Raw genomic sequence first — 20,783 nt, forward strand, 5'->3', positions numbered from 1 at the left:
GCGCTAAGGATTTTTATGTTTAAGAAAATAGCGCTTTTAGGGGTTATCGCCGCCGCTATATTTAGTTTTTTCTACTTTGATTTGAATAGCTATTTAACCCTTCAGGGGATGAAGGGCTCACTCGATACGTTTCAAGCGCAAATAGAAGAAAACCCTGTTTTAAGCATTGGGGTGTTCTTCGCTATTTATGTTGCGGTTACCGCTCTGTCGCTACCAGGTGCAGCAATTTTGACCTTAGCCGCAGGGGCCTTGTTTGGGCTGGCGCAGGGCTTAATTATTGTGTCGTTCGCATCGAGCGTGGGCGCTACGTTAGCTTTTTTAGTCGCGCGCTTCATTCTACGAGATACCGTACGCAACAAGTTTAAAGAAAAGCTTAAAAAGATAGATGAGGGCGTAGAAAAACAAGGCGCGTTTTACTTGTTTACACTGCGTTTAGTACCGGTATTCCCGTTCTTTTTAATCAACCTGTTAATGGGGCTGACGTCACTTAAAACCTGGACATTTTACTGGGTAAGCCAAGTGGGCATGTTGGCTGGCACCGCTGTATATGTAAATGCGGGTACTCAACTTGCGCAAATTGAAAGCCTATCAGGCATTGTCTCGCCTGGGCTTATTCTCTCATTTGTATTGCTAGGTATATTCCCTTGGATAGCTAAAGCTATCGTGGCGGTAGTCAATCGCCGCCGCGTCTACAAAGGCTATAACAAACCAAAGAAATTTGACCGTAATCTAGTGGTGATCGGCGCCGGTGCAGGTGGCTTGGTCACCAGCTATATAGCTGCAGCGGTGAAAGCAAAAGTAACGCTGGTAGAAGCAGGGGAAATGGGGGGCGACTGCCTTAACTATGGCTGCGTACCCAGTAAAGCCATTATAAAAACGGCGAAAGTAGCAAACCAAATGCGCCATGCCGATAACTATGGTTTAGAGCCGGTAACACCAGCGATGTCGTTCAAGAAAGTGATGGCCCGTGTACATGAAGTCATTGCGGCTATCGCGCCCAACGACAGTGTAGAGCGTTACACCAGCTTAGGTGTGGATGTAGTGAAAGGCTATGCGAAGATCATCGACCCCTGGACGGTGGAAATTAAAAAGAATGATGGCGGCACGCAAACGCTAACTACTAAAAACATTGTTGTTGCCACAGGCGCAGCGCCTTTTGTTCCAGACCTGCCTGGTATTGAAAAAAGCGGTTATGTCACGTCTGACACCTTGTGGACTAAGTTTGCTGACCTAGAAGAAGCGCCAAAGCGTTTAATCGTGTTGGGTGGTGGGCCTATTGGCTGTGAACTGGCGCAGGCATTTTCTCGCCTGGGTAGTGAGGTTACGCAAGTTGAACGTGCACCGCGTTTAATGGGCCGCGAGGATGCGGATGTAGCCGAGTATGCTGAATCTGTACTACGAGAAAGCGGAGTGAATGTTTTGACATCTCATGACGCACTGCGCTTTGAAACGAAAGACGATGAAAAAGTATTAGTGGTTGCTAAAGAAGGTGTCGAGTCTACTATCGCTTATGACGAAGTGATTGTGGCGGTGGGTCGAAAAGCGCGCCTTACTGGGTTTGGTCTTGAAGATTTGGGGATACAGTTCGATCGAACCATAGAAACCGATGAATACCTGCAAACTCTAATGCCAAACATTTTTGCTGCTGGTGATGTGGTAGGGCCCTATCAGTTTACCCACGTTGCCTCGCATCAGGCGTGGTACGCGGCGGTAAATGCACTGTTCGGCACGTTCAAAAAGTTTAAAGTGGATTATCGCGTTATCCCTTGGACAACCTTTATTGACCCTGAAGTGGCAAGAGTAGGCTTAAGTGAGCGAGATGCTGCTGAACAAGAGATTGATGTGGAAGTAACTCGTTACGAATTTGCTGAGCTTGACCGCGCGGTTGCCGAAAGTGCGCGTAAAGGGTTTATAAAGGTGCTTACGCCGCCGGGTAAAGACAAGATACTGGGCGTTACTATTGTTTCTGAGCACGCTGGTGATTTGCTTGCTGAGTTTGTTATTGCCATGAAACACGATCTAGGGTTAAACAAAATTCTTGGCACTATCCACGCCTACCCAACATGGGCAGAAGGTGCGAAGTACGCAGCGGGGAATTGGAAGCGCGCTAATGCTCCTGAAAAACTTTTAAGCTACGTTGAGAAATTCCACACATGGCGCAGAGGGTAATAGAAGTGAAAACTACTCAATCGCCTTTTATGTGGAAAGTCGCCCGTTTATCACGTGGTAGTACAGTATTACGTGGTGTAGCAGTAGGCAGCTTAGCGCTGTTTGCTGCAAGCGTAAGTTTCTATGCTAGCGCTGAAGAAGGCCTACATCGTACGTTCGATAATTTATTAAGTGAGTATGTAACGCCGATTTCTAATGGCGCTAGCACTCAGGTAAATTACGATGGTTTTAAAAAAGAGCGGACTAAGCTTAACGAGTATTTAGCGCGATTGGCTAAGGTTGAGCAAAGTACATTCGATTCATGGAATAAGGATAAACAACTCGCTTTTCTCATTAACGCGTACAACGCCTACACCATCGAGCTTATTTTAACTGAGTACCCAGATATCGACTCAATTCGTGATTTAGGAGGTTTCTTTTCCTCGCCTTGGAAAAAAGAAATAGCACCGCTGCTAGGCGAAACCCGCACGTTAGATGAAATTGAACACGAACTTATTCGCGGTACAAACCAAACCACAAAAAACTATAACGAGCCTCGCATTCATTTTGCGGTGAATTGTGCCAGCGTAGGTTGCCCAGCGCTTCGTGAAGAAGCATACACAGCAGACAAACTAGATTCGCAGTTAGAGGCACAAACTAAGCGGTTTTTGGCTGACACCTCTCGCAACAAAATGAGCGATAACACACTCTCTCTATCAAAAATATTTGATTGGTACAGTGAGGATTTTGAAGGTGAAAACGGCGAGTGGCGTGACACGGCAACGCTTAGTGAGTTTATCTTGCTGTATAAAGACGCAATGCAATTAACTGAAGCGCAAGTTTCAGCGTTAAAAAATAACACTGCAGATATCGAATACCTAAACTATGACTGGGCGCTTAATGCGAAACAGTAGCGGTAACGCTAACATTAACGCTAGTGCCCTGAATGCTTCGCAAATGAATTCAGGGTGGCAAGCTGCGGGACAGTTAAGTACAAATAGACCCTTGTTTACCCCCATGCAGGTATTCTTTTTTACCTGCATGGTTATTTTTTCCGTATTTGTTGTAGCCCAGCCGGCGTTGGGCCAAACCAGCGATGAAGCAGCTAGCGAAAAACCGCCTCTTGTTCGATTTCATGCCTGGGGTGGTAGCGCCCAGGTCAATGGCTACCTTCAGTGGGTAGCCGAGCAAGTTAAAACGCGTTTTAACATAGAACTACAACATGTGAAGCTGGCCGACACTAGTGATGCGGTTTCTCGGGTGCTTGCTGAAAAGGCGGCAGGAAACCACAAAAACGGAAGTGTTGACCTTATTTGGATAAACGGCGAAAACTTCGCTGCAATGAAAAAGCACGATTTGTTAAGTACTTCGTGGGCAGGTGAACTTGACAATTTTAGCCTAACCAATCCAGATCAAAACCCCGCTGTAACGACAGACTTTGGTGAGCCTACGTTAGGAATGGAGGCGCCTTGGGGCAAAGCGTCTATGGTTTTTTACTACCGTAGCGCACACTTAAATACGCTAGGGCTTATGGCGCCGAAAACCATTGAAGAGCTTCTACGATTTAGCCAAAAATCCCCAGGTAGGTTTACCTATCCAGTACCGAGCGATTATTTAGGTATTAGTTTTATTAAGTATGCAGCGCTTGCACTTAATAAAGATAAGCGAAGCCTTTTCTATCAGCCAGCGACTGATGAATCGCTTGATGCTGTTTTACCGAGTTTGTGGGCGTACTTTGATGCGCTGCACCCCACCATGTGGCAACAGGGTAAACACATGTTACGGCAAGCCTCCCAATTACAACGTTTGGTGGGTACAGGTGAGCTTTCAATGGCCTTCTCTTTTACCGCTTCAGAAATTCCTTCGGCGGTAACGCGTTTCGATTTACCTGACGATGTTCGTACTTATGTTATGCAAGACGGTAGCCTGGCAAACGTTCACTTTGTAGGCCTTACTTATAACTCAAAAAACAAAGCGGCGGCTAAAACGGTGGTTAATTTTTTACTTTCACCCCAGGCACAAGCTAAAAAACAGGCAGTAGAGGTATGGGGAGACGATACCGTGCTTGATATTGAAAGCCTGTCAGAGTTAGACCAAGCGCTTTTCGTAGAAGATAATATTCACCCATCAGCGCTGGATAAGTCTCAATCAATTATGTTGTTGGCTGAACCTCATGCAAGCTGGACCGATGCGCTGCGTGAGGCATGGTACGAACGCTACGGAGCGCGTTATTGATGTTTGCTCAGTTTACACAAGTTGCACGCTGGTGCTTATTACTTTTGCTGTGCATCCCTGTTTTGGCTGGGTTGGTTGGCGTAGCGTTTCCGGCGTTAGGCTATTTTCCTGCCATAGGCGCAAACAGCTTTTCACTAGACGTTTTTAGAACGCTATTTGCTCTTGGTGATATTTGGCAGATGGTGTGGCTATCACTTTTTACTGGGGTGGGGTCTACATTACTGGCGATGGCTGGCGCATTTTTATTACTAGCGTCATTTTATCAATCGAATTGGTTAAACAAAATCCAAGGCTTATTAAGCCCGTTTCTTGTTTTTCCACACGCGGCTGCAGCCATTGCCTTACTATTTGTATTCAGCCCGTCAGGCATATTTGCTCGAATAACCGCGGTAGGAACGGGTACGGTTATTCCTGGTAGTGGCGAGGCGCTTTTCCCATATGACACTTTTTTTCCCTATGATCCTGCGGGGCTAAGCGTACTGCTGGCGTTAAGCTTAAAAGAGCTACCGTTTATTCTTTTAATGGCGTTAAGTGTAATGTCCCAGCCATTAGTGAAAAGTAAACTTTCTGGCTATATCAAAGTGGGCACGGCGCTTGGCTATTCTCCCGTGGCAACCTTTTTTAAGCTTGTAATGCCCACTGTCTTCACACAAATCAGATTACCTATATTAGCGGTGTTGGTCTTCGCTACTTCTAACGTGGAAATACCGCTTATATTAGGGGGAAATAACCCCAGCACTTTGGCCGTAGCGATTATGCATTGGTTTAACCATATCGATTTGTCTATGCGCCTATTGGCAAGCAGTGCAGCCGTGCTTCAGGTTGCCGTTAGTGGTTTGGCGTTACTTCTGTTGTTATGTGTCGAGAGTATAGTGATATATGCGGGAAAGAAAAGGCTTGCGAAAGGGAGTAGGCGCTTTTTTGATAGCTTTGTGCAAGGCGCCGCTTATAGTACCGTAGCGCTATACATTGCTTTAATCGGTGCGGTGATTTATTCGATAATTACGTACTCAATGGCTAAGCAGTGGTTGTATCCTAACTTACTGCCAGAAGGTGCTACGCTATTGCATTGGCGAACAGCACTTGAAACTCTCGATACGCCAATTTCTAATAGTTTATTACTTGGGATAATGGTAAGTACCTCAGCATTGGGGTTAGTACTATTTACACTTGAAAGTGAGCTGCTTAAACCCGCAGGTAAAAATGCCAAAAGGGCGTTTTCAATTTCGTTGTTTTTGCCGCTATTGGTGCCTGGTGTCGCTTTTTTATATGGCTTAGTTTGGTTCCAGCAACTCGTGCTGCAAGACGCTGTTTGGTTTCATACCTACATTGCTCATATGGTTTATGTGGTGCCCTATGTATTTTTGTCTATGGCGGTAGCCTATCGGAAATTCGACATACGATACGCAATGGTTGCACAAAGCTTAGGCAAAACGCCCTGGCAAGTGTTCTATCATATTAAATTGCCATCCCTGGTTTCAGCCATCATGGTGGCGTGGGCGCTGGGGCTTGCTATCAGCTTCAGCCAGTACTTACCTACGTTACTGGCCTCGGGGGGAACTATTGCCACTATCACAACAGAAGCCGTTGCATCAGTATCGGGAAGCAGTACTCGCTTAACGGCTGTATTCGTTATTATCCAAGCAATTATGCCTTTAGTTGGCTTTGTGATGGCGTGGTATTTACCCGCCATGTTAGTTAAACCAGGCAGTAAAGTACGTACTTCAGAAAAAAAGAGCAGGGCAGTATTCCATGGCGCTTAGTTTAGAAAACCTAGTGGTTTCTCATGCACAAAACACACTATTAAAAGTGAATGTATGTGTGAAAGACGGAGAAATTTTAACGGTAATGGGCCCAAGTGGAGCCGGGAAGTCTACTTTGCTGCAGGCAATTACCGGCCAACTTCATGGGCCGTTTAGTTTTAGCGGTATCATTAAAATTAACGGTGTTGTAGTAAACGATAAAGCGGCTCATTTACGTAAAGTAGGCATTATGTTTCAAGACGCCTTGTTATTTGAGCACATGACGGTTGCAGAAAATATTGCCTTTGCCATGCCTAAAGACAGTCACACAAATCGAAAAGCAAAAATGGAGGCTATCGAAGAAATGCTTAGCGCTGTTGACTTGGCAGGTATAGGGGAGCGCGCAGTAACTTCACTATCAGGCGGGCAGCAATCCCGTGTTTCTCTACTAAGAACGCTAGCTTCACAACCTGACATCGTATTGTTAGACGAGCCTTTTAGTAAGCTAGATTTTGCCCTTCGTGAGCAAATTCGAAGCTGGACGTTTGCGCAGCTAAAAGCGCGAAACATTCCCGCAGTACTTGTAACACACGACAAAGAGGACGCCCTTGCTGCCGGCGGTCAAATAATAGAGTTATCACCATGCTAGATGCGAAAATTACCCCCTTTATTAAACCGCTATTAAAACCATTGATCGCAACACTGGATGCAAAGGGCATCAGCCCGAATCAAGTTACCGTGGCAGGCTTTATTATAGGTATTCTTGCCGTTCCCTTTATTATTCTTAACTGGTGGGGAATGGCACTTAGCTGCATTATACTCAATAGGGTATTTGACGGTATTGACGGTGAGTTAGCTCGCTTTCAACAAAGTAGCAGCAGCGCAGGTGGGTTTCTTGATATATGCCTAGACTTTTTGTTTTATGCATCTATTCCGTTAGCATTTGGCATTGCTGATCCCATCAACTGGGGCATACCAGCAACGGTGCTGCTTGCCACATTTATCGGTACGGGCAGTAGCTTTTTGGCTTTTGCTATTGCAGCTGAAAAATTTCATATCGACAGACCCCAGTTCGCTAACAAAAGTTTTTACTATATGCAGGGGTTAACCGAGGGTACAGAAACAATTCTTATGTTTCTTGCTTTTTGCATCTGGCCTGAACATTTTGCTGTACTAGCATATATTTTTGCCGCTGCATGTGCCGTAACGGTGGTCACTCGAATTGCGGGTGGGTTTAGCACCTTAAATAAAGTAGAACAAAGTCAGTGTTCGACAACTGATTAGGTTTAAAGCGTCACAACTGATAAGGGAAGGGGCCAGAACTGCTCCTTCTGCGAGCACAAACCGTAATTAGTTGTTAAGAAGTAAACATGAAATTGAATCGATAAGAGAACCGTAGTGGATAATGCGTCAGCTATTCGCCTAAGTGTATTTCTTGGTGTTTTTGTCTTTATGGCAGCACTGGAAGCCTTGTTTCCAGCGCGTAATGCCGTGTTGAATAGGAAAACACGCTGGGTAGGAAACCTTTCCATGGTGGTGTTGGGGGCCCTAGTCTCTAGAGTTTTACTTCCCGCAACATTAGTTGGTGTATCGATATGGGCCCAGCAAGATGGCGTTGGGCTGTTTAATCTAGTAACAGCTAAAACCGTCGGTATTTTGCCGTCTACTGAGCAAATAAATAATACCCAATACGGCAACGCTCTGTTTGTCGGTATAGTGGTAATAAGTGTACTGCTGTTGGATATGCTTATTTACTGGCAGCATCGATTGTTTCACACGGTGCCTTTTTTATGGCGTTTCCACAAAATGCATCACGCTGATAGTCATGTAGATACCACTACAGGTCTTAGATTTCACCCCGTGGAAATTGCTATTAGCCTATGCGTTAAGGCTTTGGCAGTAGCGGTATTAGGCATACCAGCCATTGCTATAGTTATCTTCGAAGTTGCACTAAATGGGTTTGCGCTATTTAACCACGCTAACATTCGATTGCCGCAAAAGTGGGACGACAGAGTGGGGTGGGTGCTTATTACCCAACGCTTGCACCGTATACATCATAGCCAAGTAAAGGCAGAATCAAATTCTAACTATGGCTTCAGTGTATCTTGGTGGGACAGGCTTTTTAAAAGCTTTACTCCTAGAGCGAAGCAAAGCGACGAAACACTTTCCATAGGCCAACAGGATGTACCTGCAACAAAAGAAAATGCTTCAATTCGCGCCTTGCTACTGCAACCTTTTAAAAGCAACTAGCTAGCAAACAAAAAGGCTGTCTATTAATGATAGCTACACGTTTTTATTCCCAAGAAAGGCTTAGCTACACCCAAGTCGCATAGCTAGCTTACCAAGCCTGCCTTCAATAGTTTCCTCACTTTCATCGGGTAATACTGGCATAATATCTAACCCGGTTCTCGCTTCCACTTCATCAATGGTAACTTGTGTTGTGCAGTAATCATCACGGCGAGAGGCGTTTTGCTGCATGATAAACGCAGACGCTTCCACTAAACCGTTAACTTCACTCACGATAACTTTAAAGTAACCGCTGGGGATGCTGTGCAACTCATCGGCACCCGGTAACGCAGCGAAAAAAGTCTCGTAAAGAGGGCCCGAAACCACATAAACATCATGCCCTGTTCTCACTAGGCTACGCACTGCATTTTCCAATTTAACCCATGGACCCTGGTTCAAATCAGAGTCTTGAGGCGTAATGTTTGAAAGGTAGTTGAGTTCCCGCCAGTCAGGTGAGTTGCTAAAAGACGCTAGGGGGACTTGATGCCCTCTATCTGTGCCTATATTTCGCCATGCGCCTTTGTAATCGTTAGGCTCAAGCGTGCTTTCATCATCCAACTCAGGGTCTGCTTTCCAGTTACGGCTTCTAGATGGGCCATCAATAGTCTCGGGCGTAACATGATACGCCACCCAATTAGCAAACTTTGTTTGTGGGTTATTATTCAGCGTATAAATGGAGCGAGTTATGGTTTGCCCACTTAATCCAATAGGGCAGCTGAATACACAGTTTTCAGCAAAGGCTTTGAACGCGGGGAAAACAAATGATACAGCAAGAGATACCACAATAAGTCTCTTCATTATTTTTCGGCTCTATTCTAATGAAAGTAAGAGTCTGTACCGAAGTACAGTTGTTTAATTTCACGAATAGTACGTAAAAATCACGACAAAACAAGTGGTTGTCGCCTAAAGTAGGGGGGCTCTAGTTAGTACTCAGTGTTACATCATCGCCAGTGCCTTGAATACTAAGTATCCGGTGCCTAATTGAAGCAGCATACCAACAATAAGAAAGACGCCGTCACGGTTAGTTATTCCAAGCGCGGTAACGCATAGAGCAAAAGCGGGCAAGGCTACCGCAAAGGGCAGTACCTCCAGAGGTATCATGCAAAGCGATGCAATCGCGCAATATGCCGCAATAATATTCTTTGATGGGGTATGTGAAAGAAAGGTAAGCCTAGGTTTTAATAGCTTTTCAGCTTTCTGCGCATAAGGCTTGGCTTTTTCAACTGCGCTATCTAGTTTGTTAGTAGACACCTCTTTATTTTTAATAAATGTGGGAAGCCACGGACTGGTTTTTCCTATGGCGACTTGTGAACATATAAAAAATAAAGTGATTCCACACAGCGTGGGTACGCCTGGGATGGCGCCAGTGGGAAGCAGAGCGATCAAAGCTGGCATCAATAAAAGGGGACCAAAGCCCCTGTCTTCGAAGCGTTCTATTACCTCACCTAGTGACGTAGTGTCATCGCTCTCGCTGTACATGTTATCCATTAATTCAACAATTGAATTTCCCATATTCGCCTACTAATTCCAATTTAATGATCGCTATACTTATCATTACGCTTTTTCTTTAAATAAGTTTAATGAAATGCCGGTGCACGTCGTGGGATAAATAGATTTTTCACTAGTTAAAGATTAACTGCTACATTAACTAATAGCTGCTTAGGTAGTGACGATCTAGTTGCCCGCTATGGCGGTGAAGAATTTGCCGTTATTTAACCAATACTCGGCTCGATGAACTCCACGCTATCGCTGCACGAATTATTCGGAACGTGAAGTTTCTAGATATCCCACATAAGGCATCGGACTATGACGGTAAACTTACGGTAAGTATCGGTATGGCGACTATGGAGCTGAATCCATCACGTCATGATGATGCTCCGCAAAGCAAAGAGAGCGCTTTATCGCTGGTTCAGCAGGCAGACCAAGCCCTTTATCAAGCGAAAGCGTCTGGAAGAAACTGCGCTAAGCTTTAGTCCGTATAAACGTCAAACTCTTACATTTTACGTTACACTTTTGTTTAGCGCAGTCCGGCTCCAAGACACTTACCATGTAAATAACGTTAGCGAAATTGAACCTATCGTACTAGGATTTGTTTTCTCCAACTGTCAGTACCATCTTGCCAATATGCTTTTTCTTCTCAAAGTCTTGTTGTGCCTGACAAATTTCAGCGAGAGGGTAGGTAGCAGATACAAGCGGTGTAATGCTTCCTTTTTCGATGTGTTTTACCAAGTTTTCAAACACCTCACTCTCCAAAATCGTACACCCTAAAAGGGTTAAGTCTTTTAGGTAGAGTGTACGCACATCTAACGTCACTTTAGGGCCGGCGATTGCGCCAGAGGTGGCGTAGCGCCCAAATGGTTTAAGTACCTCAAGGAGTTCGGGCCAGCGCGGGCCAGCAACAAGGTCTATTACCACATCGAAAGCGTCGGGTTCTGCTAGGCTTGCCCAGTCACCATCGCGCAGCACGGTTTCATCGGCGCCTAATGCTTCTAGAGTGACACGTTTTTCTTCACTTGTTACCGCTATTACGTATGCGCCCCTCGCTTTCGCTAGCTGAACTGCCGCTGAGCCTACGCCACCCGATGCTCCCGTAATGAATACCCGTTCACCTGCTTTTACATTTGCACGGTGTAGCAAGTTTTCGGCAGTCGAATAAGAGCAGGGAAAAGACGCGAGCTCCTCATCTGTCATAGTTGAGTTTACGGCATGGGCATGGCGCGATGCGACTTTAGTAAACTGTGCGAAACCTCCATTGCATTCCGAGCCAAAGTACCAAGGCGAATCGAGCTTTTGATTGTTAACTTCAGTCAGGCATGGCTCTATGATCACACGCTCTCCAATGCGTTCTTGGCTAACATTTTTACCCACAGCAACAATGTAGCCACACACGTCAGCCCCTTGTATAAGCGGCAGAGCCAGCGGCTTACCACCCCAACTAGCATCTTCAGCGTCATTGTCGCCTTTGGAATACCAACCTTTTCGCGTATTTAAATCGGTATTGTTTACCCCCGCAGCGCGTACTTCTATAAGTACATCGTTGTCGCTGAGTGTAGGCATAGGTATGTTTTCGTTAAATGTCAGTGCGTCGAGATCGCCATGCTTGGTTAGCTGTACGCCGTACATTTTACTTGGCAATGATTTCATATTGTCCTCCAGAATTTTTGCTTTTAAAGAGAAAGGTAATGGTTGATGCAAGTACTAAGAAGGGCTAATCAAGTAGCACTGTTAGTGCGCCTTTCGCTGCAGTTAATGCTTTATCACCAATCGTTGGCCACGCTGATGACATGCCTTCATGTAGCAGGAACACGCTGTTTGAAAGGGCTGGGTCTTCGAGCTTTTCATTCAGCCAGGTTAACACCGCGTGTTTGTGGTTGTTCACAGCGGTTTCAATGTGAAGGTTATTGGGGTAACTCGCCAAAGCCTGCAATGACATGCAACCTCTGGGAGCGAATGTCGTTAGCCATACCGACAAGCGTTCAAATATGTGGTTAATTGCTTCTTTACGCGTCGAGGGGCAGTTTTCTTCCAGAAACGCGATGTAACGGCTGTGACGATAGTCAAGCGCGCCAATAATCATGTCTTCTTTTGAAGGGAAGTATTTGTACAAGGTTTTTAGTGTGGTGCCAGTGTGGTCCTTGAGTTTAGCCACATTAGGCTCTGCGAAACCGTAAAGGGCAAATGCGTGCTCTAGTTTCGAAGCTAACTCAGATTGTTTGGACGCGGTCATACCGGGTCTCCTCGAAAGCGTTTGTTATTTTCGTCTGCTTGGTAAATCGCTTGTTAACCAATTAAACAGATTTTAAGTAGAATAAATATTCTACTTAAGGGTAGAGTAAGTATTCTACTTAATCAACAGCTGCTACACGTTCTTTGTTATATTTTGCTTTGCGTTACTTAATTTACTCACATGTGGATTTGTGATTAATAATAATCACATTTTACTGTGTGATTGTTTTTGAATTTGAGATGGTAGCGTGTCATAGTGGACCTCTGAACGGGAAAAAGTGTCTATTGAAAGCAGAAAAGACAACGCGGCGCATAGTGAAATGATAAGAAAGAGTGCTTTAACAAGTAATACAAAAAAGTGCGCTGGTGTGATTACCGGTGACGTCTCCAACTCTCAGTCTTATTCTGATGCTGAATTCAGAGAGATAATTGCTACGCTGAGAGAGCGTTTAACATACTACGCCGAGTACTACGGTGGAGACTTTGATATTTATCGAGGAGACGCATTCCAGCTAGTTGTTGCACAACCACAGCATAGCATTGCAGCCGCAGTTGGATTGCGGCTAGCACTTAAGGCGCACGCTTCAGGAGTAGATGTGCGAATGAGTGTTGCTGTGGGAGAAGCGCAATTTCGCCCTTCAGACGTAAAAACAGGCACAGGAGACGCTTTTGTGTTGTCAGGGCGAGGGTTAGATAACATAAAGCCGCACCATCTTACTTTTTGTAGCGGTGAACAAACACTCGACGACAAAACGCAGCTCTTAACACGTTTTGCCGACGCGCATATCAATGGACTGACACAAACCCAGTCGCAAACCTTACTCGCGTATCTTGAAGCCACGGATAAGAGCCATGAAAGTGTAGCGGCCATACTAGATAAAAATCGCAGTAATGTAAGTCGAATCCTCAATGCCAGTAACTATAAACTGATAGCTGAATATCTCGATTATATGGAGAAAGCGCTCATTTTATGGACTCAAGATGGAGCCTCATTAAAAACGGAACAATTGACCAAGGAAGACTAACGTGATGACGGGTAATACAAAAAACAAAATGCTTGCAACAGGAGAGCCAAATGCTTGCTGAACCTCAAATGCTGGTGGCACTTGTGTTAGCGCATCTATTAGCAGACTTTTATTTTCAACCGTTTACCTGGGTACAGCAAAGAAACGAACGACACGCACTAGCTTTGCCCTTATACCTACACGCAATCATACACGGTATACTCGCGGCAGCAGCAATGTTCTTGTTTTCATCAACGATAAGTATCGCAAGTATAGGTGTTAGTGCAATTGTAGTCGCCGTTTCTCACTTCAAAATTGACGTGATTAAATCGTATTGTAAGCAAAACACTACGTCTTTTGTTGTCGATCAAATAGCGCACATTGTCGTGATCTTAGGCGTATTTTTGTATGCCACCAATCAGTGGCGCGAGGCAGTGGGACTACTTCAGCAGCTAGGCACATCGCATCTATTAGTGGCCTTGGCCTATTTGGCGGTACTCAAGCCCAGTTCAGTTATTATTAAACAGCTGCTGTCGCCTTGGAGCGATGAAGTATTAGCTAACAAAATGCCGTCTTCTCACCCCAATGATCCGCCCACAATAAGTACAGAGGCACAACAAACTTTATCACTGGCAGGTCAACGAATTGGCTATTTAGAGCGCGTACTCATGCTTACCTTTGTATTGTTAAACCAATTTTCTGCTATTGGCTTTCTTATTGCGGCGAAGTCGATTTTTCGTTTTGGCGATCTAACTAAACACCAAGACAGAAAGCTAACTGAATATGTACTTCTGGGAACCTTTACCAGTGTGGCGATGACGCTTGCCATTGGTTTGGCATGCGCAGCGGCATTAGGGCAGTTACCCATAAAGTCTTAGCAAGGGGTTTATTGCGTTACTATTGTGCGAAAGGCCGCTTAGCGCATCTGCAGAAAGTTAAAAACGATACCCTAGCGCACTGAAAGCAAACAAGTTACTAACGCCTGTTGAGATTTGATGCACAGGAAAAACCAACAGGCGCTAGCGCAAAACTGCGTGTTTTTCTTCAAGAAAGTCGATTAAGGCCCTAATTCTTTGGGCCTTTTGACTATGTTGCTGAAAATACATAAACAGCCCTGAATAAGGAAACCAGTTCTCTTTAAGTACGGGAACAAGCTCGCCAGTTTCAAATAATTCATCTACCATAGGTTCAACAATTCTTCCTATACCTAACCCTTTTTTGGCAGCATCAATCATCAAATCTGTATCGTTGACTACCATAGCAATCGGCATTGAAACACTAACAGCTTGCTGGTTTTGCCACAGATGAAGTGGCGCAAGTTTGTTAGAGGTAATAAAACGATATTGAATGAGCTTGTGTTGCTGAAGGCTATCAATAGACGAGGGAAGGCCATACTTTTTAGCGTAGTGGGGTGAGCAGAACAAACATTCTTTAGTGGCTTTAGTTAATCGCTTTGCCACCATGCCTTCTTCTATCCTATCACCAAAGCGAATACCCACATCCATCCCATCGGTAATCAAATTTACGGCTGCATCGTTTATCGATACCTCAAGCTTTAAGTCTGGATAGCGCTCGCAAAACTCTTGGTAATAAGGCGCCAAAAGCTGTTGGAAGGCGAAGCGGGGAGTGGTTATACGAACCGTGCCCCTAGGGGTATAGCTAAGGGCATTGACCTCTTCAAATGCAATATCTAACGTGTCGATAGCATGATGAGTTTGCTGCTTAAGTAACTTTCCCGCATCGGTTAATTCAACTCTACGCGTAGTTCGATTAAACAAAGGAACGCCCACACTTGCTTCTAGAGATTTAAGCGCGTGGCTTACAGATGGCGGTGCCATTTCTAACTGGCGTGCAGCACCACTAATGCTACCTTTATCGGCAATAGCATGAAAAACAATAAGTTGTTGAAATGTGGTGCCGTTCACTTGTAGCGCCTCTTGAAAGTCTAATTTACAAATTGATCAAATGGTTTCAAGCCTGAATTTTATCTAAATTTTAATTGTTAGCTTTAAACTAATAATCTTTGAGTTAATGATCATCTAAAACTAAAGGTCATTCAATCATAAACTTCTATCTGTTCACTTTGAATCAACCATAAAATTATCACGCAAAGGTAGAAGTAATGAGTAAAGTATTAGTTATCTCCGGCCATCCTAATTTAGACCAGTCCAATGCTAATAGCGCTATTTTGCAAAGCCTGACTAAGCGCATAAACAACATTGAAATTAGACGTTTGGACACCGTTTATTCTAACAACCCAATTGATGTAGAGGCAGAGCAAAAAGCCTTGCTTGAAGCTGAGGTAATTGTGCTGCAGTTTCCTTTCTACTGGTATTCTGTACCAGCTTTACTTAAGCGCTGGATTGACCAAGTATTTACTTATAATTTTGCGTTTGGCCCTGAAGGAGACAAGCTGGCGAATAAACATTTTTTACTGTCAATTTCGGTAGGTGGCCCAAAAGAGTCTTATGGACCGCTAGGCTATAACCACTTCAGTGTTGAAGAGTTTTTACGCCCGCTAGAACAGCTCGCTTATCTTGCAAAAATGCAGTATCACAAGCCAATTTACAGCCATCGCATGGTGTACATTGAAGGTGTTTACAACACGCTTTCTGACGTTCAGGCCCGTGGTGACCAACATGGAAAGCGGGTAGCCGATGCTATTGATGTTTTGATGAACTCACCAGAAGTGCGCATCAAACAGTTTGTAACGACGTGGTTTGGGCAGTTCGATCAATTACCGGCGTCAAGTGAAGCTTTTCTACTGAATCTCAGCGAGGAGGTTGTCTGGCAAGCGCCAGAGGGACGATTTCAAGGCCATGCTGGATTCAACGACTGGTACGCGTGGGCACGCAAGACGTTTAAACCTAACTGTGAGCACCGTGCAGAACAAATTGATATCAAACCCGATGCTGATTCAGCGAAGCCCAATGGATTTATAGTAGACCTTCGAATTAACCTTCGCGCTGACACATTTGAGTCGTCTGACTTTAAAGGGGAATCGGTTGAGCTACAGGTAAAAGAGCGCTGGCATGTGCATATTGATACCGAAGGTAGAGTAATCATCGACAGTTACGTTGTTAGTCCTTTGTAGGGATTAACAACGTGCTAAAAACTCAAAACCAGAATTTAAAACCAATACAAAAAGCATTTAAAAAGTTAGGCGAGACAATGAATAAACCTATCCCAAATACAAGAAAAGCGTGTCAGTCTTTGGCGTTAATTGTGCTCTCTGGCATGGGCATTACCGCTTCGTTTAGCGAAGCCGTGGCAAACGAGGCAATCGGGGCGCTCTATTCAAGTAAGTTTGAAAGCAACATAAATCAGAACCTAACACCGCTGCACAAAGCAGTGTGGGATAACGATATACAGCGTGTTAAGGCTCTTATAGACAGCGGCGCAGATGTTAACGGACTCGATAGATTAATGGGGGTAGCGCCGCTTCATCTGGCTGTTCAAGGAAGAAACTTAGACCTTGTTAAACTGCTTGTTAAAGAGGGAGCATTCGTAAACTTGCAGTCAGTACGCCTGGGGGGAACGCCACTGCTATTGGCCGTGTGGCACAGAAATATTCCCGCGGTGGAATATTTATTAAGTTTGCCCGACATCGATACCACCGTTATTTCAGCGGCAGGCGCTACAGCCCTTGGGTTTAATCGAAGCGGTGCAAAAGCAAACGATAAAGCGTTGAATGAAGACGTTACCACCATTAACGCGCTATTCGCGGCCCATGAAGCAAAAACGCTGCAGCAAGCGCAAGAAAAAGCAGCCATTTATATGATCGTTGCTAACCAAGCGCTGTCTGAAGAAGAAATGGCAGCTGACATAAAAGTGCTGCTAGAAAAGGGGTATGACGTTAATGCGGTTGCGCCCGTGTTGAAACAAGGCAGTGATTTTCATAGCGCGCTGCTGCTTGCAGCGATGAAAGGCTACCTGAAAGTAGCAAAGCTGTTGCTAGATAACGGCGCAGATCAAACGCTTACCGGCGCCTACATGGCCGCAATTGCTTTACACAAAGCCGCATATTTTGGGCGTGCAGACATGCTGACGTTACTTAGTCAATATCCTGGCTTTCAGGAAGTGCTTAACGCGCAAGGTCCTAACAACGGGTATACACCGCTTCATGACGCAGTGTGGCATGGGCATTTTGAGGCAGCGAAAGTATTGGTGGAAGCAGGAGCTAGGTTAGATTTGAAAGGTTATGATGGCAATACACCGGAGCAGCTTGCAAGGCAAAACGGTTATTCTATGATTGCTGAATACCTAGAAAATACGCGAAGCATGGGGGATATGCCCCGCGTACGTGAGCGGAAAAAACGTACTAATCTGTAACGCTAAATTTTGACGACGTTCTTACGTACACAATGGTTGCGCTCTGGTTTGCGCTTTCAACAGAATGGTATGCAGCAGTTGATGACTCGATATAACTTCCTGCGTTTAACTCGATCTGTCTGGAGGCGTTGTTTTGGCTGTAAATGAGGCTTCCTTTGATAACCACTGCCTTGAATTCATCACCATTAGATTTTATTGAACCTTTAAATCCTTTTGGAAGCTTGACAAGGGTGCCGTATACACTACTTGTCTCGCCCCACAAATAGGCAACGGAAACACCGTCGGCCGCTATATTTACAAGGTCGCTTTTTTGTAGCCACACCATATTATCTGCATGAATATTGATTGGTCGTTCACCGTTGTCGAAATGTTCTTTTGACGGTTTAACTAAATACGGACCTTCATCAATTTCCAAGTAAATCAGGTTGGTTTTGTCGTTTGCTGCAGTCGTGTGATCTTCGCCTGCAGGTTGTGTCCAAAACGAACCTGTTGGCATCCACATTTTAGCGGCATTTGGGTCGTCATTGTGCATTTCACCTTCAATCACAATACCTCTATAGGTTATGTTGTGAATGTGTGGTGGCGATTCAAAGCCTTTGTTAAATCGCACTAGCATACCGGTAGCTGTGTCTTTTGTTCTGTCTCCCCACAAGTCTGCTGCTCCTGGGCTTTTGTCGCCACGGGCTGGATTCAAGTAACCCCATTCGACATCCTTAGCCGCAATAACTTTGTCTTGTGCGTGTGCGCCAGGTACAAGAAGAAAACAGGTGCTCAATAATAGCGATGCTATTGTCAGTTTGTTTCGGTTCGTTGGTTTCATTCAAACCTCCTAATTGTTGGTCGTAGGCTTTATTTAACAGACAGGCACAGTCTATTATTTCGAATAAGTCTCATAAACGACCAAAATCAATAAAGACTTTCCTGAAAATATGGATAATAGAGGTGATCTATTTTGCTTTGTCTTTTTTGCCTTGAAATCAAAAGAGTGAAATAACCGTTGAGGGAAGTATGAAAACCGAAGACCTGTCTGTGTTCGTAAAGGTGGCTGAAGTGGGCTCGATAACCACTGCTGCGATAAAACTTGATATTAGCTCATCTGCTGCAAGTATGGCGGTTAAACGTTTAGAAGAGCAGCTTGGCGTAGCGCTATTTGTGCGAAGTACACGCAAAATTCGATTGTCACCTGAAGGAGAGCAGTATTTGCCTATGGCAAAGCAGGCACTCGACACCTTACAGCAGGGCCTTGCATTAGTAACAGAGCAGAAGCAGAGCATTCACGGTGAGCTTCGCATGGCGATGTCTTCGGAAATGGGTCGCAACCTAATGCGTGAACTGCTAAATAAAGTGCAGCGCGAAAATCCAGAACTTTCATTGCGATTACATGTGAGCGACAGTCGGGTGGACTTCTACCGCGATGGTGTAGATGTAGCACTTAGAGCCATGACAAAAGAAGCGGTTAAAAAATCGCAGATGTATGGTTTTAAAGTGTGCAATATTCCGCATGTGATTTGCGCGTCTCCCGATTATTTAGAAAGAAACGGTGAGCCTACAACTCTGACTGATTTAGCGCAGCACAACGCACTTCTTTATAAGCTCTACGACCAAACCCACAATATGTGGGAACTTATAAAGGGGGGCGAAAGAGTCAAAGTGAAAGTGAATAGTAATCGCGCTGTGAATGACGGTGATATTGTTCGGCGCTGGTGCGTAGATGGAGAGGGGATCGCTAAAAAGTCTTGTATAGACGTTGCGGGGGATTTACTAAGCGGAAAGCTGCAGCGTATTTTGAATGGTTACCACGTACCGCTAACTGAAATGTGGCTCATGCTGCCTAGCCGGCATCTTATTACGCCAGCGGTAAGATTAATTAGAGATGAATTAAAACAGGTTATTGAAAATAAGCGTCAACGTCTTATCAATACATATATTTTGACGGAGCGAGAGTGGCCTGTCTCCGATGAAATTTGAGCTCGTTTATGGATACTCATTTGTTTCTATACTAAGTGACTAAAAAACAAACTAAAAACAGAATCTTATAATTGAAAAATAGATTGGAATATCCTTTAATAGTGCTCGCAAGGGATTGCGACATTTCAATAGTACACTCGACTATGCAGGACTGCATGGTGAAGTCTCGTCATGTGCAATCCTTTGTTTTCATAAAAAAGCTTCAGTTCTAAATATTTTAGCTAAAGCGAAAAACAGAGAAAACACATGAATGCAAAACTATTAGTTCCATCTTTATTAGCAGTTTCACTTCTTACTGCGTGTGGTAGTACACCATCCTCGCCAGAAGAGCAAGCAATGGCGAACCAAATGAAGCAGACGTTTCTTGCTAAAATTCAAGGCATGTCCTTACCTGTTGCTGCCCAACAGCAACAGCAAGCTGCACCCCAGCCGGAAATCGTTATCAGTGCGACTGAACTTACAGCACAAAAACAGAAAATTTCGATGGCTCATTTACACTCAAATATCACAAAGCCAAATCAACTGAAGCACCTATAAAAATTGCAACGGTGTGGAAGCGTGGTGACCGGTATGAAGTAAAAACAGTTACCGGAAAAACTGCAACAAGTAGTAGTGTAATTCCTACTTCAGACGGTTTTATTATTGGCCGTCCGGGGTCTGCTTTTCGCTATTTTATAGACAATGATAGCGTAAAAAATATAACACTCTTAGATAACTACCACATCGCTAAACATCAGAAGGGCGATGCTGCATCTACAGGTTTTATTTTGTTAGAAAAAGATCCTCGAGACAAAGGCGACAGCGTGGGCGGATTGCTAGACTCCTTTAAAGAAATAGGTAATACATTTGGACTTAACAAGTTCGATGACTATGTATTAGTTAGCCTAGACGGAAAGACCATCGTTCCAATGGATGTTGGATTAGGAGGTAAGGATGTTGCAGAATACTCAAACTGCGAACGTCAAAATGCTGTGATGAATAAGTGCGAAAACGTGGACTTCAAAGAGTCGCTTTACACAAAACTTGGCTTACCTAATTACAGTCACTATTTCTGGTCAATCAATTGGGTACAAACGCAGTCAGGTCCACTGGCTATATACAGAACATCGACGAAAATTAAAATTGTCGATATCAACAATAATCAGGTTCACACTGCATTTTTGCGCACCTTAGGTGTAAACGAGTTTGATATCATTGAAAACGCTGACGGAACTACTGGTATAGAAGCAAGACTCGGATTTTCTAAAGAGAAAATTAACGATATAGAGTTATTTATCAAGAATAATACGTCTGACATCGAGCCAATCCAGACTTTACAAAACTCTTAATTTACACAAAAATT

At 44.4% G+C, this 20,783-nt stretch carries 21 protein-coding genes; 15 read left to right on the top strand and 6 right to left on the bottom strand.

The genetic code is table 11. The features are described from left to right. Nucleotides 1-15: 15 nt before the first annotated feature. The 7 genes from ACXAGV_RS08250 to ACXAGV_RS08280 all read left to right on the top strand — a co-directional run bounded on the left by ACXAGV_RS08250 (nucleotide 16) and on the right by ACXAGV_RS08280 (nucleotide 8,375). On the top strand, nucleotides 16-2,169 hold the full coding sequence (locus ACXAGV_RS08250) for an FAD-dependent oxidoreductase (protein ID WP_474872830.1): 2,154 nt from the start codon (nucleotides 16-18) through the stop codon (nucleotides 2,167-2,169). Between the two features lie 29 nt (nucleotides 2,170-2,198). Next, on the top strand, nucleotides 2,199-3,062 hold the full coding sequence (locus ACXAGV_RS08255; RefSeq protein ID WP_474872926.1) for a DUF547 domain-containing protein: 864 nt from the start codon (nucleotides 2,199-2,201) through the stop codon (nucleotides 3,060-3,062). After that, entirely contained in the window at nucleotides 3,049-4,383 is a 1,335-nt protein-coding gene (locus ACXAGV_RS08260; protein WP_474872831.1) for an ABC transporter substrate-binding protein, read from the top strand. The genes ACXAGV_RS08255 and ACXAGV_RS08260 overlap by 14 nt, the downstream gene beginning before the upstream one ends. After that, the gene (locus tag ACXAGV_RS08265) at nucleotides 4,383-6,146 is read left to right on the top strand and encodes an ABC transporter permease (RefSeq protein WP_474872832.1); all 1,764 of its coding nucleotides are present in this window, start codon (nucleotides 4,383-4,385) and stop codon (nucleotides 6,144-6,146) included. Before ACXAGV_RS08260 ends, ACXAGV_RS08265 begins: the two co-directional genes overlap by 1 nt. Continuing rightward, entirely contained in the window at nucleotides 6,136-6,774 is a 639-nt protein-coding gene (locus tag ACXAGV_RS08270) for an ATP-binding cassette domain-containing protein (protein ID WP_474872833.1), read from the top strand. The genes ACXAGV_RS08265 and ACXAGV_RS08270 overlap by 11 nt, the downstream gene beginning before the upstream one ends. Then, nucleotides 6,768-7,409, top strand: coding sequence for a CDP-alcohol phosphatidyltransferase family protein (locus tag ACXAGV_RS08275; RefSeq protein WP_474872834.1), 642 nt, complete (start codon nucleotides 6,768-6,770; stop codon nucleotides 7,407-7,409). The genes ACXAGV_RS08270 and ACXAGV_RS08275 overlap by 7 nt, the downstream gene beginning before the upstream one ends. 114 nt (nucleotides 7,410-7,523) lie before the next feature. Further along, nucleotides 7,524-8,375: a sterol desaturase family protein gene (locus tag ACXAGV_RS08280; RefSeq protein ID WP_474872835.1), complete on the top strand. Its 852-nt coding sequence runs from the start codon at nucleotides 7,524-7,526 to the stop codon at nucleotides 8,373-8,375. Nucleotides 8,376-8,435: 60 nt separating this feature from the next. On the opposite strand, the gene ACXAGV_RS08285 is transcribed toward ACXAGV_RS08280, so the two are convergent. Together ACXAGV_RS08285 and ACXAGV_RS08290 are read right to left on the bottom strand one after the other, a co-directional pair. Continuing rightward, nucleotides 8,436-9,209: a DNA/RNA non-specific endonuclease gene (locus ACXAGV_RS08285; RefSeq protein ID WP_474872836.1), complete on the bottom strand. Its 774-nt coding sequence runs from the start codon at nucleotides 9,207-9,209 to the stop codon at nucleotides 8,436-8,438. Between the two features lie 138 nt (nucleotides 9,210-9,347). Further along, entirely contained in the window at nucleotides 9,348-9,923 is a 576-nt protein-coding gene (locus ACXAGV_RS08290; RefSeq protein ID WP_474872837.1) for an exopolysaccharide biosynthesis protein, read from the bottom strand. 257 nt (nucleotides 9,924-10,180) lie between these two features. On the opposite strand from ACXAGV_RS08290, the gene ACXAGV_RS08295 reads away from it, so the two are divergent. Then, entirely contained in the window at nucleotides 10,181-10,384 is a 204-nt protein-coding gene (locus ACXAGV_RS08295; protein ID WP_474872838.1) for a diguanylate cyclase domain-containing protein, read from the top strand. Between the two features lie 109 nt (nucleotides 10,385-10,493). Here the strand turns inward: ACXAGV_RS08295 and ACXAGV_RS08300 are convergent, their stop codons facing one another. Continuing rightward, entirely contained in the window at nucleotides 10,494-11,555 is a 1,062-nt protein-coding gene (locus ACXAGV_RS08300; protein ID WP_474872839.1) for an alcohol dehydrogenase family protein, read from the bottom strand. A gap of 64 nt (nucleotides 11,556-11,619) precedes the next feature. Next, nucleotides 11,620-12,138, bottom strand: coding sequence for a TetR/AcrR family transcriptional regulator (locus tag ACXAGV_RS08305; protein WP_474872840.1), 519 nt, complete (start codon nucleotides 12,136-12,138; stop codon nucleotides 11,620-11,622). Between the two features lie 277 nt (nucleotides 12,139-12,415). On the opposite strand from ACXAGV_RS08305, the gene ACXAGV_RS08310 reads away from it, so the two are divergent. Both ACXAGV_RS08310 and ACXAGV_RS08315 read left to right on the top strand, forming a co-directional pair. Continuing rightward, nucleotides 12,416-13,162, top strand: a complete 747-nt coding sequence (locus ACXAGV_RS08310) for a hypothetical protein (RefSeq protein ID WP_474872841.1) — start codon at nucleotides 12,416-12,418, stop codon at nucleotides 13,160-13,162. A 50-nt stretch (nucleotides 13,163-13,212) separates the two neighbouring features. Beyond that, nucleotides 13,213-14,019 (top strand): DUF3307 domain-containing protein, encoded by an 807-nt coding sequence (locus ACXAGV_RS08315; protein ID WP_474872842.1) that lies wholly within the window; start codon nucleotides 13,213-13,215, stop codon nucleotides 14,017-14,019. A gap of 141 nt (nucleotides 14,020-14,160) precedes the next feature. On the opposite strand, the gene ACXAGV_RS08320 is transcribed toward ACXAGV_RS08315, so the two are convergent. Further along, complete coding sequence (locus ACXAGV_RS08320) at nucleotides 14,161-15,066, bottom strand: LysR family transcriptional regulator (protein WP_474872843.1); 906 nt, start codon at nucleotides 15,064-15,066, stop codon at nucleotides 14,161-14,163. 197 nt (nucleotides 15,067-15,263) lie between these two features. Here ACXAGV_RS08320 and ACXAGV_RS08325 point away from each other — a divergent pair, with 197 nt between their 5' ends. Both ACXAGV_RS08325 and ACXAGV_RS08330 read left to right on the top strand, forming a co-directional pair. Next, complete coding sequence (locus ACXAGV_RS08325) at nucleotides 15,264-16,235, top strand: NAD(P)H-dependent oxidoreductase (protein ID WP_474872844.1); 972 nt, start codon at nucleotides 15,264-15,266, stop codon at nucleotides 16,233-16,235. A gap of 77 nt (nucleotides 16,236-16,312) precedes the next feature. Continuing rightward, nucleotides 16,313-17,473 carry an ankyrin repeat domain-containing protein gene (locus tag ACXAGV_RS08330; protein WP_474872845.1) on the top strand — a complete coding sequence of 387 codons (1,161 nt, stop codon included), beginning with the start codon at nucleotides 16,313-16,315 and terminating at the stop codon, nucleotides 17,471-17,473. On the opposite strand, the gene ACXAGV_RS08335 is transcribed toward ACXAGV_RS08330, so the two are convergent. After that, nucleotides 17,463-18,293 (bottom strand): DUF4437 domain-containing protein, encoded by an 831-nt coding sequence (locus ACXAGV_RS08335; RefSeq protein ID WP_474872846.1) that lies wholly within the window; start codon nucleotides 18,291-18,293, stop codon nucleotides 17,463-17,465. The genes ACXAGV_RS08330 and ACXAGV_RS08335 overlap by 11 nt on opposite strands. 188 nt (nucleotides 18,294-18,481) lie before the next feature. On the opposite strand from ACXAGV_RS08335, the gene ACXAGV_RS08340 reads away from it, so the two are divergent. From ACXAGV_RS08340 to ACXAGV_RS08350, 3 genes are all read left to right on the top strand, one after another. Continuing rightward, nucleotides 18,482-19,441 (top strand): LysR family transcriptional regulator, encoded by a 960-nt coding sequence (locus ACXAGV_RS08340; protein ID WP_474872847.1) that lies wholly within the window; start codon nucleotides 18,482-18,484, stop codon nucleotides 19,439-19,441. A gap of 246 nt (nucleotides 19,442-19,687) precedes the next feature. Continuing rightward, on the top strand, nucleotides 19,688-19,978 hold the full coding sequence (locus ACXAGV_RS08345; protein ID WP_474872848.1) for a hypothetical protein: 291 nt from the start codon (nucleotides 19,688-19,690) through the stop codon (nucleotides 19,976-19,978). Nucleotides 19,979-19,989: 11 nt separating this feature from the next. Further along, entirely contained in the window at nucleotides 19,990-20,769 is a 780-nt protein-coding gene (locus ACXAGV_RS08350; RefSeq protein WP_474872849.1) for a hypothetical protein, read from the top strand. Nucleotides 20,770-20,783: the final 14 nt, after the last annotated feature.

Source organism: Alteromonas sp. ABH4_453, assembly GCF_056160665.1.